13 protein-coding genes are annotated in these 15451 nt (G+C 68.8%); 2 read left to right on the top strand and 11 right to left on the bottom strand.

Annotation, left to right across the window (positions count from 1 at the left end; genetic code table 11):
* Window positions 1-21 precede the first annotated feature (21 nt).
* Genes J8I82_RS01925 through J8I82_RS01915 form a run of 3 tightly spaced genes read right to left on the bottom strand, consistent with a single transcriptional unit; the run spans window position 22 to window position 3928 of the window.
* Entirely contained in the window at window positions 22-1926 is a 1905-nt protein-coding gene (locus tag J8I82_RS01925) for a dipeptide ABC transporter ATP-binding protein (protein ID WP_284182798.1), read from the bottom strand.
* Between the two features lie 50 nt (window positions 1927-1976).
* Complete coding sequence (locus J8I82_RS01920) at window positions 1977-2954, bottom strand: isoaspartyl peptidase/L-asparaginase family protein (protein WP_209754132.1); 978 nt, start codon at window positions 2952-2954, stop codon at window positions 1977-1979.
* Between the two features lie 8 nt (window positions 2955-2962).
* Window positions 2963-3928 (bottom strand): MurR/RpiR family transcriptional regulator, encoded by a 966-nt coding sequence (locus tag J8I82_RS01915; protein WP_209754131.1) that lies wholly within the window; start codon window positions 3926-3928, stop codon window positions 2963-2965.
* 304 nt (window positions 3929-4232) lie between these two features.
* Here J8I82_RS01915 and J8I82_RS01910 point away from each other — a divergent pair, with 304 nt between their 5' ends.
* Complete coding sequence (locus tag J8I82_RS01910; RefSeq protein ID WP_209754130.1) at window positions 4233-6164, top strand: ATP-binding cassette domain-containing protein; 1932 nt, start codon at window positions 4233-4235, stop codon at window positions 6162-6164.
* A 66-nt stretch (window positions 6165-6230) separates the two neighbouring features.
* On the opposite strand, the gene J8I82_RS01905 is transcribed toward J8I82_RS01910, so the two are convergent.
* The 4 genes from J8I82_RS01905 to alr all read right to left on the bottom strand — a co-directional run bounded on the left by J8I82_RS01905 (window position 6231) and on the right by alr (window position 10035).
* A complete protein-coding gene (locus J8I82_RS01905; protein ID WP_029045809.1) occupies window positions 6231-6716 on the bottom strand; it encodes a disulfide bond formation protein B in 486 nt (161 codons plus the stop codon).
* A 167-nt stretch (window positions 6717-6883) separates the two neighbouring features.
* Window positions 6884-7450, bottom strand: a complete 567-nt coding sequence (locus J8I82_RS01900) for a GNAT family N-acetyltransferase (protein WP_209754129.1) — start codon at window positions 7448-7450, stop codon at window positions 6884-6886.
* A gap of 3 nt (window positions 7451-7453) precedes the next feature.
* Window positions 7454-8815, bottom strand: a complete 1362-nt coding sequence (gene radA / locus J8I82_RS01895) for a DNA repair protein RadA (RefSeq protein WP_133096354.1) — start codon at window positions 8813-8815, stop codon at window positions 7454-7456.
* Window positions 8816-8913: 98 nt separating this feature from the next.
* A complete protein-coding gene (gene alr / locus J8I82_RS01890; RefSeq protein ID WP_209754128.1) occupies window positions 8914-10035 on the bottom strand; it encodes an alanine racemase in 1122 nt (373 codons plus the stop codon).
* A 648-nt stretch (window positions 10036-10683) separates the two neighbouring features.
* On the opposite strand from alr, the gene lplT reads away from it, so the two are divergent.
* Complete coding sequence (gene lplT, locus J8I82_RS01885; RefSeq protein WP_209754126.1) at window positions 10684-12003, top strand: lysophospholipid transporter LplT; 1320 nt, start codon at window positions 10684-10686, stop codon at window positions 12001-12003.
* Between the two features lie 22 nt (window positions 12004-12025).
* Here the strand turns inward: lplT and J8I82_RS01880 are convergent, their stop codons facing one another.
* From J8I82_RS01880 to tsaB, 4 genes are read right to left on the bottom strand one after another with little or no spacing between them, the layout of a single operon-like run.
* The gene (locus J8I82_RS01880; protein ID WP_209754124.1) at window positions 12026-13189 is read right to left on the bottom strand and encodes a DUF1853 family protein; all 1164 of its coding nucleotides are present in this window, start codon (window positions 13187-13189) and stop codon (window positions 12026-12028) included.
* On the bottom strand, window positions 13164-14120 hold the full coding sequence (locus J8I82_RS01875) for a uracil-DNA glycosylase (protein WP_209754122.1): 957 nt from the start codon (window positions 14118-14120) through the stop codon (window positions 13164-13166). Before J8I82_RS01875 ends, J8I82_RS01880 begins: the two co-directional genes overlap by 26 nt.
* On the bottom strand, window positions 14117-14674 hold the full coding sequence (gene rimI, locus J8I82_RS01870) for a ribosomal protein S18-alanine N-acetyltransferase (protein WP_284182797.1): 558 nt from the start codon (window positions 14672-14674) through the stop codon (window positions 14117-14119). Before rimI ends, J8I82_RS01875 begins: the two co-directional genes overlap by 4 nt.
* The gene (gene tsaB / locus J8I82_RS01865; protein ID WP_209754120.1) at window positions 14671-15429 is read right to left on the bottom strand and encodes a tRNA (adenosine(37)-N6)-threonylcarbamoyltransferase complex dimerization subunit type 1 TsaB; all 759 of its coding nucleotides are present in this window, start codon (window positions 15427-15429) and stop codon (window positions 14671-14673) included. The genes rimI and tsaB overlap by 4 nt, the downstream gene beginning before the upstream one ends.
* Window positions 15430-15451: the final 22 nt, after the last annotated feature.

Here is a 15451-nt window from a genome sequence, read left to right as displayed (position 1 = left end):
AGCTTCGTTATTTCCAGGACTTCAATAGGCGCCGCCGACGGCATGCCGGGCGACATAGTGGCCAAGCGCGCCGCTGCCGGTGACCTGCACCAGCGGCTGCACCACCGGTTCGTCACCGACCGCGCGGATCGGGCTGGGAATCTCATCGTTCAGCGGCTCGCGCCGCAGGTGGCGCCGCGCCGGATCGGCGATCGGCACCGCCGACATCAGCTTGCGCGTGTACGGGTGCTGCGGGTTCTCGAAGATCGCGCGGCGCGGGCCGATCTCGACGATCTGGCCCAGGTACATCACCGCCACGCGGTGGCTGACGCGCTCCACCACCGCCATGTCGTGCGAGATAAACAGGAAGGCGATGCCCAGCTCGCGCTGCAGGTCGAGCATCAGGTTGACGATCTGCGCCTGGATCGACACGTCCAGCGCGGACACCGACTCATCGGCCACCACCACCTTGGGGTTCAGCGCCAGCGCGCGCGCAATGCAGATGCGCTGGCGCTGGCCGCCGGAGAACTCGTGCGGATAGCGCGCCGCGTGCGATGGGTCCAGCCCCACCTTGTCGAGCAGCCAGGCCACGCGCTGCTCGGCCTCCTTGCCGCTGGCTGCCTTGTGCACCAGCAGCGGCTCCATGATCGAATAACCCACCGGCACGCGCGGATCGAGCGACGCGAACGGGTCCTGGAAGATGAACTGGATATTGCGGCGCAGGGTCTGCAGCGCCGGGCCTTCCAGCTTGCTGATGTTCTGGCCGTTGAACTCGATGGTGCCGCTCTGGCTTTCCACCAGCCGCAGCAGCGAACGGCCCGTGGTGGACTTGCCGCAGCCGGACTCGCCCACCAGTGCCAGCGTTTCGCCGGGATAGAGATCGAAGCTGACTTTCTCCACCGCATGCACGCGGCGCGTGACGCGGCCGAACAGGCCGCCGGGCACGTCGAAACGCGTGACCAGGTCCTGCACGCGCAGGATCGGCGCGACGCCGGGCTGCACCGTGTCCTGCGGCGCAGCCTGCTCCGCCTTTTCGCTGTCCAGGCGCAGCAGCGGGAACTTGGCCGGCAGGTCGGTGCCGCTCATGGCGCCCAGGCGCGGCACGGCCGACAGCAGCGCGCGCGTGTACGGATGCGCAGGCGCGCGGAACACGTCGTCGGAGCTGCCCTCCTCCACCTTCTCGCCGCGGTACATCACCAGCACGCGGTCGGCCACCTCGGCCACCACGCCCATGTCGTGGGTGATGAAGACCACGCCCATGTGCATCTCGGCCTGCAGGCTGCGCACCAGTTGCAGGATCTCGGCCTGGATGGTCACGTCCAGCGCGGTGGTGGGTTCATCGGCGATCAGCAGCGCCGGCTTGCACGACAGCGCCATCGCGATCATCACGCGCTGGCGCATGCCGCCGGAGAGCTGGTGCGGATAGCGCTCCAGCACGCGGCGCGCCTCGGGGATGCGCACCAGTTCCAGCATGCGCAGCGCCTCGGCGCGCGCCGCGGCGCGGCCCTTGCCCTGGTGCAGCCGGATCGATTCCGCGATCTGCTCGCCCACCGGGAACACCGGGTTGAGCGAGGTCATCGGCTCCTGGAAGATCATCGCCACGTCGGCGCCGCGCACGCCGCGCAGCGTTGCGTTGTCCGCGCGCGCCAGGTCGATCACCTCGCCGCCGCGCCGGCGCAGAAGCATGCTGCCGCTGGCGATCTTGCCGCCGCCATGCTCGACCAGCCGCATCAGCGCCAGCGACGTGACCGACTTGCCCGAGCCCGACTCGCCCACCACCGCCAGCGTCTCGCCGCGGTCGACATGGAACGACAGGTTGCGCACGGCGTCGACGGTGCGTTCGGACGTGGCAAAGCGCACGCTCAGCCCGTCGACCGAAACGACGCGCTCGGGCGGCAGGACGATGCCGGAGGCGGATGCGCGCGGTTGCGCAGGGATAGTGGCCACTGGAACTCCTTGTTTGCTGCGAGTGCTAAGACTTGCCGGTGCGGCGTGGGTCAGCCGTAGATCGAGACGTTGACCGCCTCGCCCACGCGGGCAAAGCCGCGGTACATGCCTTCGGTGTTGAACGGCAGCGTGACGTTGCCGGCGCGGTCGACCGCGATCAGCCCGCCGCGGCCTTCGATGGCGACCAGTTTTTCCATCACCACGCGCCGCGCCGATTCTTCCAGCGGCAGGCCGGCATAGCGCATCTGTGCCGAGACATCGTGCGCGGCCACGGTGCGGATAAACATCTCGCCGGTGCCGGTGGCCGACACCGCCACCAAGTCGTCGGCATAGCAGCCCGCGCCGATGACGGGGGTATCGCCGACGCGCCCCACCCGCTTGTTGGTCACGCCGCCGGTGGAGGTCGCTGCGGCGAGGTTGCCACGGCTGTCGCATGCCACCGCGCCGACGGTGCCGAACTTGCTGTCGGGGTCGATCGGGTCGGCCGGCACGGCTGGGTTCTTGCGCGCCGCCAGTGCGGCGGCATCATGGTCGAGCAGCGCCATGCCGGCGGTACCGCGGGCGCGCTGCCATTGTTCGTGGCGCGCCTGCGTGAAGTAGTAATCCTGCGCCACCAGCTCCAGCCCCTGCGCGGCGGCGAATTCCTCGGCGCCGGCGCCGGCAAACAGCACATGCTCGCTGTGGTCGAGCACCGCGCGCGCCGCCAGCACCGGGTTGCGCAACCGCGTGACGCAGGCGACCGCGCCGGCATCGCGGGTGGCACCGTCCATCACCGCCGCGTCGAGTTCGTAGGTGCCGGCGTGGGTCAGCACGGCGCCCTTGCCCGCGTTGAACAGCGGGCATTCCTCCAGCAGGCGCACGGCCTCGGTCACGGCGTCGAGCGCCGTGCCGCCGTCGGCCAGGATGCGCTGGCCGGCCTGCAGCACCCGCTGCAGCGCTTCGGTGTATTCGCGTTCGCGCGCGGGGTCCATCGCCTCGCGGGTGATGGTGCCGGCGCCGCCGTGGATGGCAATGACTGCTTGTTGCATGGGATGGCTCAGGACTTCTTGAGGTTGGACGCGCGGCGGCGCGTGGTGCCCGCCGCCTGCTCTTCGGTAGCCTGCGGCTCGGCTGGCCCGGCACGGCCAGCGCGTTCAGCGCCCGGCGTGCCATAGAGCCACGGCAGCAGGAATTCGGTCATTTCGGCCGCTGCCTTGACCGGCCGCTCGGCGCGGTGCGCGACCGCGCCGCACAGCGCTTCGATCAGCGCCAGCACGGTCGCATCGGAATTGGCCGAGAGCCGGTTGGCGGCCTGCGCGTACAGCGCGATATCGGCCAGCGGCGCCAGCGGCGAGGTCGGCCCGTCGGTCAGCGCCAGCACCCGGCCGCCGTGCGCCCTGACGCGCTGCGCCAGCTCGATGGTGTCGGTTACGTAGCGCGGGAAGGCGATCACGATCAGCAGGTCGCTCGGCTGCAGCTTGAACAGCTGGCGCGCAGCGTGCGAGGCACCGCCGGCGCCGGCAACCGAGGTGACCATGCGGCAATGCATTTCCAGGCCATGCTGCAGCAGGCCGGCCAGAAAGCCGCTGGCGCCAAAGCCCGCCACGTAAACGCGTTGCGCACCGAGGATCGCCGAGACCGCGCGCTCGCATGCCTGCGCGTCAATGCCGCGCCGCGTGGCTTCGGCATTGGCGGCCGCATCCTCGAGCGAGGCGGCGAACACTTCGGCCACGGTCGCGGGCCGTTCCAGCTCGCTGCGCAGCCGCTCGACCGGCGCCAGCGTGGCCTCGAAGCCGCGCACCAGCTCGGTACGGAACTGCGGATAGCCGTCGAAGCCCAGTGCCCGCGCGAAGCGGTTGGCGGTGGCCACCGACACGTCCACCGCCGCGGCAAACTCATCGATGCGCATGGTGGCCGCGCGGAACAGGTTGGCCAGCACGTATTCCGCCATGCGGCGGTGCGCCGGCGTCAGCGTGGGCAGGCTGCGCGCGATGCGGTCGGAGATCGAATGGCCTTGGGTCATCTCGGGGGGACGGCGTTCGCAAATCGCGACGCTGCCGGTTACATCCTGAAAAACGAATGAAAATGAATTTACACTCAACCCACCCACAAAGAAAATAGAGTTTTGGCAATTCGAGGGTAATCCCTAGCGCCGACAGCCATGCGGCGCACCGGGGCAGTGCGCAAAGCCGCGGCATTTCTGGCATTTCGCCATTCGCGGGCATGTCGCGCACCGGAAACGCTACAATGCCGGCCAGCGCCGCCAACCCGCCTTGGCCGGCTTTTTCCGCGTAGTTGCCCGTTCCCGTTCAGAAGTTTTCCCGCCTGTGATCCGAATCGACCAGCTTGTCCTCCAGCGCGGCACCAAGGTGCTGTTCGACCACACCTCCGTGACGCTCAACCCAGGCGAACGCGTGGGCCTAGTCGGCGCCAATGGCAGCGGCAAGTCGACGCTGTTCGCGCTGCTGCGAGGCGAGTTGCATCCGGACGGCGGCGATGTCAGCGTGCCGGCGCAATGGCGCGTCGCCCATGTGGCGCAGGAAACGCCGGCGGTCAGCCGCAGCGCCGTGGAGTACGTGATCGACGGCGACACCCGCCTGCGCGAGATCGAAGCCGCCATCGCCGCCGCACAGGCCAGCGGCGACGGCACCGCCGAAGGCGAAGCCCACGCCGCCTATGCCGATGCCGACGGCTACACCGCCCCCGCGCGCGCCGAGGCGCTGCTGCTGGGCCTCGGCTTCACGCTGTCCCAGGTATCGCAGCCGGTATCGTCGTTCTCCGGCGGCTGGCGCATGCGCCTGAACCTGGCGCAGGCGCTGATGTGCCCGTCCGACCTGCTGCTGCTCGACGAACCGACCAACCACCTGGACCTGGACGCCATCGTCTGGCTGGAAGACTGGCTGGCGCGCTACCCGGGCACGCTGGTGATGATTTCGCACGACCGCGAATTCCTCGACGCGATCTGCAACGTCACCGTGCATATCGAGAACCAGCAGCTGCGCCGCTACGGCGGCAACTACACGCTGTTCGAGACCCTGCGGCTGCAGCAGATGGCCCAGCAGCAGGCCGCCTATGCGCGCCAGCAGAAGGAAATCGCGCACCTGGAGTCGTTCATCACGCGCTTCAAGGCCAAGGCGACCAAGGCGCGCCAGGCGCAGAGCCGGGTCAAGGCGCTGGAGAAGATGGAGCGGCTTGCGCCGGTGCACGTCGCCGCCGGCTTTGCCTTTGAATTCCGCGAGCCCGACGCCGCGCCCAATCCGATGATGGTGCTCGACGGCGTCGATTGCGGCTACGCGGAGGCCGAGCCGCCGGTCACGATCCTGCACAACCTGGCGCTGTCGATCCAGAACGGCCAGCGCATCGGCCTGCTTGGCGCCAACGGCCAGGGCAAGTCGACGCTGGTCAAGACGCTCGCCGGCACGCAGGATCCGATGACCGGCACGCTGCGCCTGGGCAAGGGCCTGCAGATTGGCTACTTCGCGCAGCACCAGCTCGAGACGCTGCGCGACCACGACTCGCCGCTGCAGCACCTCGCGCGCCTGGCGCCCGACGTGCGCGAGCAGGAACTGCGCGACTTCCTCGGCAGCTTCAATTTCCGCGGCGACATGGCGACGTCGCCGATCGAGCCGTTCTCCGGCGGCGAAAAAGCGCGCCTGGCGCTGTCGCTGATCGTCTGGCAGAAGCCCAACCTGCTGCTGCTCGACGAACCGACCAACCACCTCGACCTCGATACCCGCGAGGCGCTGACCATGGCGCTGGCGCAGTTCGAAGGCACGCTGATCCTGGTCTCGCACGACCGCCACCTGCTGCGCGCCACCGCCGACCAGTTCATGCTGGTCGCCGACGGCACCATCAAGCCCTTCGACGGGGACCTGGACGACTACCGCGACTGGCTGCTGCAGCAGGCCGCCGCCAAGCGCAACGCCGCCACCGCCGCGCACCTGGCGGAGAACGGTGCAGACGCCGCCACGGTCAACCGCAAGGACCAGCGCCGCGCCGAGGCCGACGAGCGCCAGCGCCTGTCGGCGTTGCGCAAGCCGCTGACCAAGGAGCTGGAGAAGGTCGAGAAGCGCATGGCGGTGCTGCAAACCGCCAAGGAGGAGATCGACCGGTTCATGGCCGATGAATCGAGCTATGCAGAAGCCAACAAGGCGAAGCTGATGGAGATGCTGAAGCGCCAGGGCGAGGTCAATGGCGAGCTGGAGACGCTGGAAGAGAAATGGCTGGAACTGCAGGAGCAGATCGAGCAGATTGCGTGACAGAGGTTCTCTCAATGAAAAACCGGCGCACACAGCGCCGGTTTTTCATTCGGAATCCGCCACCCATTAGCGGAAATTCTTCTCCCGCCGGATCAGGCCCACCGCCAGCGTCAGCGTCAGGATAAACAGCCAGATCAGCGACCACGCCGGCACCGACAGGCCCAGCACCGGCGGCAGCGGCGCCGCGCACAGGCCATCGGCATAGAACACCTGCGGCAGCACCTTGGCGGTCGGCAGCGCGTTGACCCAGTTCTCCAGCGGGTCGATGCCACAGGTCGCCTTGGGGTTGAGCAGCAGCGAAACATGGTACACAGCGACAGCAATGCCGGCGATGCCGGACAGCATGCCCAGGCCCTGCCACAACGAACGCGTGTTCTGCGCCACCACGGCGAGCAGCGAGAAGATGCCGATGCCGATAAACGCAAAGCGCTGCATCACGCAAAGCGGACAGGGCTGGTAGCCCTTTTCAAACTGCAGGTAGAGCGCAACGCCGACCAGGCCGAAGGAAACCAGGGCGATCAGCAGGAAATAGGCGCGGGAATTGGCTTGCATAGCGGTGATAAAGGTGATCCGGTAAACGGTCCGTCAGATCGGTGCCGTCAGGTGTATTCAGTTCGGGGGCGCGGCATTGCTGCGCATTATTACCGATTTTTCCGCGCCCGCCTTGGGCGCCACATCGGCTGCGCATCCCCTGCCCTGTGGCGGATTGACGCAGGGCACTATGCCGCGCTCGCCCGCCACGCGGCGCGAGACAATCGATACAGGCAATGCGGCCGCAGCGGATGCCCCGGCGGCAGCGCAGGATGTTCGAACCCCAGCGCATCCTCGCGCATGCCCAGCCGTTCCATTACCGCGCGTGAACGGAGGTTGTCCAGCGTGGTGAAGGAAACGATCTCGTCCAGACCAAGCGTGCCGAAGCCATAGGCCAGCGCAGCGCGCGCCGCTTCGGTGGCAAGGCCGCTGCCCCACGCATCGCGCGCCAGGCGCCAGGCGATCTCGACACAAGGCGAGAACGGCAGCGCGGCAGCCGGTTCGTGCAAGCCGACAAAGCCTATGAAGACGCCGTCCAGCTTGCGCTCGACGGCCCACGGTCCCCACCCGCGCCCAGCGATCAGCGCCCGGCAACGGTCCGCCATCGCATCGCTTTCGGCCCGCGTCAGCGGCGCGGGGAAATAGCGCATCACCTCCGCGTCGGCATTCAGCGCGGCGAATGGCGCATAGTCGGCATCGCGCCACTGGCGCAGCCGCAGCCGCGGGGTTTCGATGCACAAACTGCCGTCGTCCATGCCTCAATCCAGGTGGCGCACGCGATCGATGGCCTGCTCGATGCGCTCCACCGCGATCACTTCCAGGCCGTCGATCTTCTGCTTGGGCGCGTTCGCCTTGGGGATCACGGCCAGCGTGAAGCCCAGCTTGGCAGCTTCCTTCAGCCGCTCCTGGCCCCGCGGGCTGGGCCGGATCTCGCCGGCCAGGCCGACTTCGCCAAACACCACCAGCCCGCGCGGCAGCGGCTTGTTGCGCATCGACGAATGGATCGACAGCAGCACTGCCAGGTCGGCGGCCGGCTCGGTGATCTTGACCCCGCCCACCGCGTTCAGGAACACATCCTGGTCGAAGCAGGCAATGCCCGCATGCCGGTGCAGCACCGCCAGCAGCAGCGCCAGCCGGTTCTGCTCCAGGCCCACCGCCAGCCGGCGCGGGTTGGGCACGTGCGCGGTGTCGACCAGCGCCTGGATCTCCACCAGCAGCGGGCGCGTGCCCTCCTGCGTCACCAGCACGCACGAGCCTGGCACGGTCTCTTCATGCTGCGACAGGAACAGCGCCGACGGGTTGCTGATGCCGCGCAGCCCGCGCTCGGTCATGGCGAACACGCCCAGCTCGTTGACCGCGCCGAAGCGGTTCTTGAAGGCGCGGATCAGCCGGTGCGAAGAATGCGTATCGCCCTCGAAGTACAGCACCGTGTCGACGATATGCTCCAGCACGCGCGGCCCGGCCAGGCTGCCTTCCTTGGTCACGTGGCCGACCAGGATGATGGTGATGCCGCTGCTCTTGGCGATGCGCGTCAGCTGCGCCGCGCACTCGCGCACCTGCGCAACCGAGCCCGGCGCCGAGGTCAGCGCCTCGGAGTACAGCGTCTGGATCGAGTCGATCACCGCCACTTCCGGCTTCTCGGCCTCGAGCGTGGCCTGGATCTTCTCCAGCTGGATTTCGGCGAGCAGCCCCAGCGCCGGGCTTTCCACGCCCAGCCGCTGCGCGCGCAACGCGATCTGCGCGCCCGATTCTTCGCCACTGACATAGAGCACGCGGCGCTGCCCGGCCAGGTTGGCCAACGCCTGCAGCAGCAGCGTGGACTTGCCGATGCCGGGATCGCCGCCGATCAGCACCACGCCGCCCGCCACCAGCCCGCCGCCCAGCACGCGGTCGAATTCGTCGATGCCGCTGGAAAAGCGCGGCACGTCGGCGGCCTCGATCTCGGACAGCTTGCGCACCATGGCCGAAGCCGCCAGCGGCTGGAAGCGCTTGGACGCGGCCGTCTCGGCCACCGTTTCCACCAGCGTGTTCCATTGCTGGCAATGCGGGCACTGGCCGGCCCAGCGCGGCGCGGTGCCGCCGCATTCGGTACAGGTGTAGACGGTCTTGGTCTTGGCCAACGGAAAATCCTTGCGGGAAAGAACAGGCCGGGCGCAGAAGTGGCCCGGCCCTCACACTAGCCGGCGGCAGTCGCTGCCACCAGGTCTCGTTTGCAACCTCACACCACGGCCGGCGCCGCGCTGTCGGATGCCGTGATGGTAGCCACCGTGGTCGGCACGCGCGGCGCCAGCGCGCACATCAGCTCGTAGCCGACCGTGCCGCTGGCCTGTGCCACCTCGTCGATCGGCAAGCCCTGCCCCCACAGCGTCACCGGGCTGCCGACCCGCGCCTTCGGGCACGGCGTCAGGTCCACGCACAGCATGTCCATCGACACGCGGCCGACCAGTTCGGTACGCACGCCATCGACCAGCACCGGCGCGCGCAGCTCGCCCCAGCCGGAGGCATGGCGCGGGTAGCCGTCGGCATAGCCGCAGGCGACCACGCCGATGCGCATCGGGCGGTCCGCGGTAAACAGCGAGCCGTAGCCGACCGTATCGCCCGGCTGCAGGTCCTGCACCGAAATCAGCTCGCTGTGCAGCGACATGGCCGGCTGCAGGCCGGTGCCGGCGATATCGGCATCGCGGCCGGTCGGCGAGGCGCCGTACAGGATGATGCCGGGACGCACCCAGGCGCGGTGCGCCTGCGGATGCCACAGTACCGCGGCCGAGTTCGACAGGCTCGCTTCGCCCGGCAGGTTGGCCGTGGCGGCGTCGAAGGCCTCGATCTGGTGGGCGATGCCTCGGGGACTATCCGCATCGGAAAAATGCGTCATATGGACGATACTGCCTACGCAGGGCATGGCGCGGGCGCGCTCCCAGGCGGCGCGGTACTGGGCCGGATGGAAGCCGAGCCGGTTCATGCCGGTGTTCAGCTTGAGCTGGATGGCCAGCGGCCCCTTGGGGCGCGCGCTCTCCAGCATGCGCAGCTGTTCGTCGCAGTGGATCGCGGTGGTCAGCCGGTATTGCTCGATCAGGGCAATGTCCTGCGGCTGGAAAAAGCCTTCCAGCAGCAGGATGGGGCCCTGCCAGCCCAGGTCGCGCAGCAGCACGGCTTCGTTCAGGTCCAGCAGGCCGAAGCCGTCGGTGCCGCGCAGCGCGGCAAAGGCGCGGCGGATGCCGTGGCCGTAGGCATTGGCCTTGACCACGGCCCAGATGCGCGAGTTCGGCGCGCTGCGGCGGATGATGTCGAGGTTGTTGGCCAGCGCGGGCTGGTGGATGACGGCGTGGATGGGTCTTGGCATGGAGTCACATCTCGGAAATCGGGTAGCGCGCTTGCGGGCAGCTCGAGGCGTTCGGGCGGCGCAGTAGCGCATCGGGCACGCTACGCTCGCATACTGCGGGAACTGGGAGGACGGCTCTGTCTCACTCTCAAGGGCGCAAGCGTCACTTGTCAGTGGGCGATGGCACGTAGATGCATGCGGAGTACTTCATATTGCGGGCAGGTCGCGCTAAGGTGATCGGCCATGAGTATTAACGTTCGCCAGGTCGCGCGAATGTCGCCTGGCGGAGATATGGTCGAGCCGTTGCACCAGATCAGGGAAGACCCGGTCCTCTGGCCGGGATCGCAACCGTTATTTGAACACATCCGGATGCCGCTGCCGGGGGTCTTTGGGGAATCGGCGCGGCGGTTTGCAGTCAAAAAGGCACCTTGCCGGGGTTCGGGAATGTCATGTTTTCGTGATATAAAGCCGGACGCTCCGGCCATGTTCTAAAAGCGAAGCATTATGTCAATGACTGTCAGGCAAGCCGCACGACGACGCCGCAGCGCAGTGCAACCGAGACAATTCGACACGGCCGCGGCGCAAGGTTCCCTGCAAACCATAGCCTCCCCAGCCGGTGCCGCCCTGACCGGCGTGACGGAAGTCCGCGATGGAGACAAAGTCGAAAGCATGAAGAAGGGTTTTTACACCATCATGGCCGCGCAATTTTTTTCGTCGCTGGCCGACAATGCGTTGCTGATCGCCGCCATCGCCCTTCTCACCGAATTGCATTCACCGCAGTGGATGACCCCGCTGCTCAAGCTGTTCTTCGTTCTCTCCTACGTCATCCTTGCCGCCTTCGTCGGCGCCTTTGCCGACTCCATGCCCAAGGGGCGGGTGATGCTCATCACCAATGCCATCAAGGTGGTCGGCTGCGCGATCATGATGTTCGGCTTGCACCCGCTGCTGGCCTATGGCGTGGTGGGCTTCGGCGCGGCGGCGTACTCGCCGGCCAAGTACGGCATCCTGACCGAGCTGCTGCCGCCGGAGAAGCTGGTGCTGGCCAACGGCTGGATCGAGGGGCTGACGGTGGGCTCGATCATCCTGGGCACCGTGGTGGGGGGCGCGCTGATTTCGGTGCACGTGTCGGACATCCTGATGCGGCTCGACCTGCCCTGGATCAACACCGGCATCGACACGCCGGCCGAGGCCGCGATGGTCGTGATCATGCTGTTCTACGTGATCGCGTCAGTGTTCAACCTGTTCATTCCCGATACCGGCGCCCGCTACCCGCAGCAGGAAAAGAACCCCATCAAGCTGATCGCCGAATTCGGTGACTGCTTCCTGGCGCTGTGGCGCGACAAGCTGGGCCAGATCTCGCTGGCGGTGACGACGCTGTTCTGGGGCGTCGGCGCGACGCTGCAGTTCATCGTGCTGAAGTGGGCGGAGAAGTCGCTGGGCCTGAACCTGTCGCAGGGCGCGCTGCTGCAGGCGGTGGTGGCCGTCGGCGTGGCCGTCGGCGCGATCGCCGCCGCCGCGCGCATTCCGCTGCGCAAGTCGCTGTCGGTGCTGCCCTTCGGCGTGGCAATGGGCGTGACCGTGATGATCATGGCCTTCTACACCAAGGACGCCATGCCCCAGGTGACGCTGAACATCCTGGGCATGAACATGCCGCTGTACATGGCCATCGCCTATGTGTTCCTGATGCTGGTGGGCGCGATGTCGGGCTACTTCGTGGTGCCGATGAACGCGCTGCTGCAGCACCGCGGGCACGTGCTGCTGTCGGCCGGCCACTCGATCGCGGTGCAGAACTTCAATGAGAACGTCTCGGTACTGCTGATGCTGTGCCTGTACGCGCTGCTGATCAAGCTGAACGTGCCGATCGGCGTGGTCATCATCGCGCTGGGCCTGTTCATCTGCCTGACCATGATGCTGGTGATCAAGCTGCACAAGTACAACATGCGCGCCTTCAACTCGCTGGCGATGATCGGCGAGGACAAGCACCACTGACCCGGCCTGGCCGGCGCCCCGCTCAGGGTCCGTCGGCCAGCGCCTGCGCAGCCTGCCGCGGCGGCTCCGCCGCCCGCGCCATGGCGCGCGCCTCCCATCCCGGCGGCACCACGAACCCGCGCGAGCATTCGCGCCACCAGCCGTGGCCGGCCGGCTCCAGTTCGCACAGCATCACCGGCGCTTCGCGGCGCCAGCCGTGGTCGTGGCGCGGGTCGGCAAAGCGCTGCGCCAGCGTGGCGTGCAGGGCATCGACCTCCTCGGTGCCGCTGGCAGGCACCAGCGCTCCCGACAACCATCCCGAACGCGGCAGCCGGCACCAGCGCAGGCCAGGCCGCGCCGCGGCGCGCGCACGCCAGCCTTCCAGTGTCGACCACCAGCCTTGCAGGTGGTCCGGGGCGATGCCAAGCCCGTCGAGTCCCGCTGGCACTTGCCCGTCCCGGTAGAACAGCCAGCCCAGCAGGTAGACCTCGCTACGGTCGACGACATGGCCGAGCAGCGCGCGCGCTTCCGGCGTGCGCCCCAGCGGCAACTGGCGCCCGACCACGTGCCCGAGCTTGTCGCCCAGCCGGTCGACCATGTTGGGCCCAACGAAATCGTGCAGGGTCGGCACCGCAACGGCGCCGGCCATCAGGTAGAACTTGGCGGCCATTTCCCAATGGACCACGTCACCAGAAGCCTGCTCGCGCCAGACAAAATCCAGCTCGCCCAGCGTGCGGATGCCATGCGCGCCGGCGCGCCGCACCGGGACGTTGGCCGCCAGCAGTGTCAGCCCCTCCATCCGGCGCAGCGCGAAATGCAGCAGCCGTTCCGCATGGCGCCCCAGCCGCAGGCTGCGGCTGGCGGGGTCCTGCGCATGCTGCGCCGCGGCAGGCGGGCCCGAAGCGGGATCGGAAGCGGGATCGAAAGGAAAGGCGGCATGGCCGCCGGCCAGCTCATCGATGGTGGCTGGCAGCGCCGCCGGGTCGGCGGCCTCCAGCCAGTGCTGCCACGCCGCCAGCGTACCGGCGGGCCAGCGCGCCGCGGCGGCGCCCGCTACCGCGGACAGCAGCGGCGGCGACAGCGTGGTCCAGGCCAGGTCGCGCGCGCGCGGCGACAAGGCGCGGCGCCACAGCGGCGGCTCCGGCGGCAGGTTGCCGTCGCCGCCGCGATGCAGCGAGAGGTCAGGCCCCAGCTCCCGCACGGTCATGTACCTCGCGGGCCAGGCACAGGTCTTCCCATGCGCGTGCCTTGTCGGTCAGCGTGCGCAGCAGGTAGGCGGGATGGTAGGTCACCACCACGGGGATGCCTTCATAGGTATGCACGGTGCCGCGCAGCTTGCCGATCGGCGTGGTGGTGCGCAGCAGCGACTGCGCGGCGAAGCGGCCCAGCACCACGATCACCCTGGGGCGCACCAGCGCGATCTGGCGGCGCAGGAATGGCTCGCACTGCGCCACCTCGGCCGGCTCGGGATTGCGGTTGCCGGGCGGGCGGCACTTGAGCACATTGGCGATAAAGACGTTGCGCCCGCGCGCCAGGCCGAGCGCGCCCAGCATGTTGTCGAGCAGCTTGCCGGCCTGGCCGACGAAGGGCTCGCCTTGCAGGTCTTCGTTCTCGCCCGGAGCCTCGCCGACCAGCATCCATTCCGCCTGCCGATCGCCGACGCCGAAGACGGTATTGGTGCGGGTCTGGCACAGTCCGCAAGCGGTGCAGCCGGCCACGGCGGCATCCAGCGCGGGCCATGCCATGGCGGCGATGGCAGCCTCGCGCCCGGCCTGCGCCGAGTCGGGTGCGGGGCCGGCCGGTAGCAGCGAGGGCCCGGCCGGCGCACGCGAGACAGGCGCCGCCGCAGCGGCGGCCGGCACCACCGGGATGGCCGTTTCGAGCGCCGGCGCGGCCTGCACGACTGGCGCAGCGGCTTGCGCGGCCACCGTGACGGACTCGGCAATGGGATCGGCAATGGGATCGGCAATGGGATCGGCAATGGCATCGTCAACAACCGCCGCAACAACCTCGGCAACGGACCCCGCAACCGCAACGACCTCGGGCACCGCCTGCGCCTGCGGCGCGTCAGCGCGAGCCCGCGGCAGCCATTCGGCCGTGATGCCCAGCGCCTCGAGGAATCGCGCGCGGCGGCTCATGCGCGGCCCTCCCCGCCTTCCCTGGCCACATCGTCAAGCCAGCTCCGGCGCAGCACCAGCGCATCTTCGCGGGTCCGGCCCGCCGCCGGGTAATAACCCTTGCGGCGGCCGATCTCGGCAAACCCGGCGGCCTGGTACAGCGCGATCGCGCCAGTATTGGACGGGCGCACCTCCAGCAGCATGGTATGGATGCGATGCGCATGCGAGGTCGCCAGCACGATCGACAGCATCAGTCGCCCCAGCCCCTGGCGCTGGCGCGGCGGGTCGACGGTGATATTGAGCAGGTGCATCTCGTCGACCACCGGCATCAGCACGGCATAGGCCACCAGCGTGCCGGCGGGATCGCGCAGCGTCAGGCCGAGATGCCCGGCCTTGACCGAGTTCTCGAAATTGCCGCGTGTCCACGGATGGCTGTAGGCGCGCGCCTCGACGCCGGCAACCGCTTCCAGGTCGAGCGCGCTCATCCGGCCCAGCGCAAAGCCGGCAGGCAGCGGCGGCATGGCGGGCACGGCCGGCCAGTCGGCACGCTCTTCCAGCGGATAGGCGGCGCTCACGATGTGCTCCCGGCCGTGGCCGCGGCGCGCGCGGCGGCAGCAGCTTCGCGTTCGGCGATGGTTTGCGCCACCTTGTCGCGCAGGTAGATCGGCATGGCGCGGTCGGCGTCGATGGCCTCGCCACGCGCCAGCGCGCGCAGTGCGATGGCGACCATCGGCTGCGCGTGGGGCATCGCCTCCGGCAGCACGCGCTGCGCGCGCGCCAGGCCGGCAAGGCGTTCGCCGAAGACCGTGGCAGCATTGCCCGCGAGCCAGAATTCGCCGTCGGGCAGCCGCACGGTTTCCGGCGCGCCGACCTGCATCGGCGTGCGCTCCACCCACTCCTGCGCTGCGGCATCCCAGCCGAAGGCGCCGGCATAGGCCTCGTCCATGCGCGCATCGAGGGCGACCAGCACCGCGGTGCCCGCAGGCAGTGCCGGCTCGGCGGAGCGCACACGCTCGGCGCAAGCCAGCAAGGTATTGACCGGCACCACCGGCAGTCCGGCACCGAAGGCCAGCCCCTGGGCCACGCCGCAGGCGGTACGCAGGCCGGTAAACGAGCCGGGACCGGCGCCAAAGGCGATCGCGGCGCAATCGGCCAGTGCGATGCCGGCCTCGGCCAGCAGTTCGCCGGCGGCGGGCAGCACGCGTGCGGAGGAGCGCGCACCGGTGTGCTCATGGCGCACCATGCACTCGATGCCGGCGCCGGCCACGGCACGTCCGAGCGCGACCGAGCACCACTCCGTAGAAGTTTCAACAGCAAGAATCCAGGACATGGCGCGATTGTAGCCGCTGGCG

Source organism: Cupriavidus consociatus (genome assembly GCF_017814975.1).
In the GTDB taxonomy this organism is placed as follows: Bacteria; Pseudomonadota; Gammaproteobacteria; order Burkholderiales; family Burkholderiaceae; genus Cupriavidus; species Cupriavidus consociatus.
This window is presented reverse-complemented; position numbering and strand designations above follow the sequence as displayed.

What these genes read in the sequence shown, in the direction of transcription:
- J8I82_RS01920 (WP_209754132.1), bottom strand. Translation starts at nt 2,954, where the DNA reads ATGCAACAAGCAGTCATTGCCATCCACGGCGGCGCCGGCACCATCACC.
- J8I82_RS01915 (WP_209754131.1), bottom strand. Translation starts at nt 3,928, where the DNA reads ATGACCCAAGGCCATTCGATCTCCGACCGCATCGCGCGCAGCCTGCCC.
- J8I82_RS01905 (WP_029045809.1), bottom strand. Translation starts at nt 6,716, where the DNA reads ATGCAAGCCAATTCCCGCGCCTATTTCCTGCTGATCGCCCTGGTTTCC.
- J8I82_RS01900 (WP_209754129.1), bottom strand. Translation starts at nt 7,450, where the DNA reads ATGGACGACGGCAGTTTGTGCATCGAAACCCCGCGGCTGCGGCTGCGC.
- alr (WP_209754128.1), bottom strand. Translation starts at nt 10,035, where the DNA reads ATGCCAAGACCCATCCACGCCGTCATCCACCAGCCCGCGCTGGCCAAC.
- lplT (WP_209754126.1), top strand. Translation starts at nt 10,684, where the DNA reads ATGAAGAAGGGTTTTTACACCATCATGGCCGCGCAATTTTTTTCGTCG.
- J8I82_RS01880 (WP_209754124.1), bottom strand. Translation starts at nt 13,189, where the DNA reads ATGACCGTGCGGGAGCTGGGGCCTGACCTCTCGCTGCATCGCGGCGGC.
- J8I82_RS01875 (WP_209754122.1), bottom strand. Translation starts at nt 14,120, where the DNA reads ATGAGCCGCCGCGCGCGATTCCTCGAGGCGCTGGGCATCACGGCCGAA.
- tsaB (WP_209754120.1), bottom strand. Translation starts at nt 15,429, where the DNA reads ATGTCCTGGATTCTTGCTGTTGAAACTTCTACGGAGTGGTGCTCGGTC.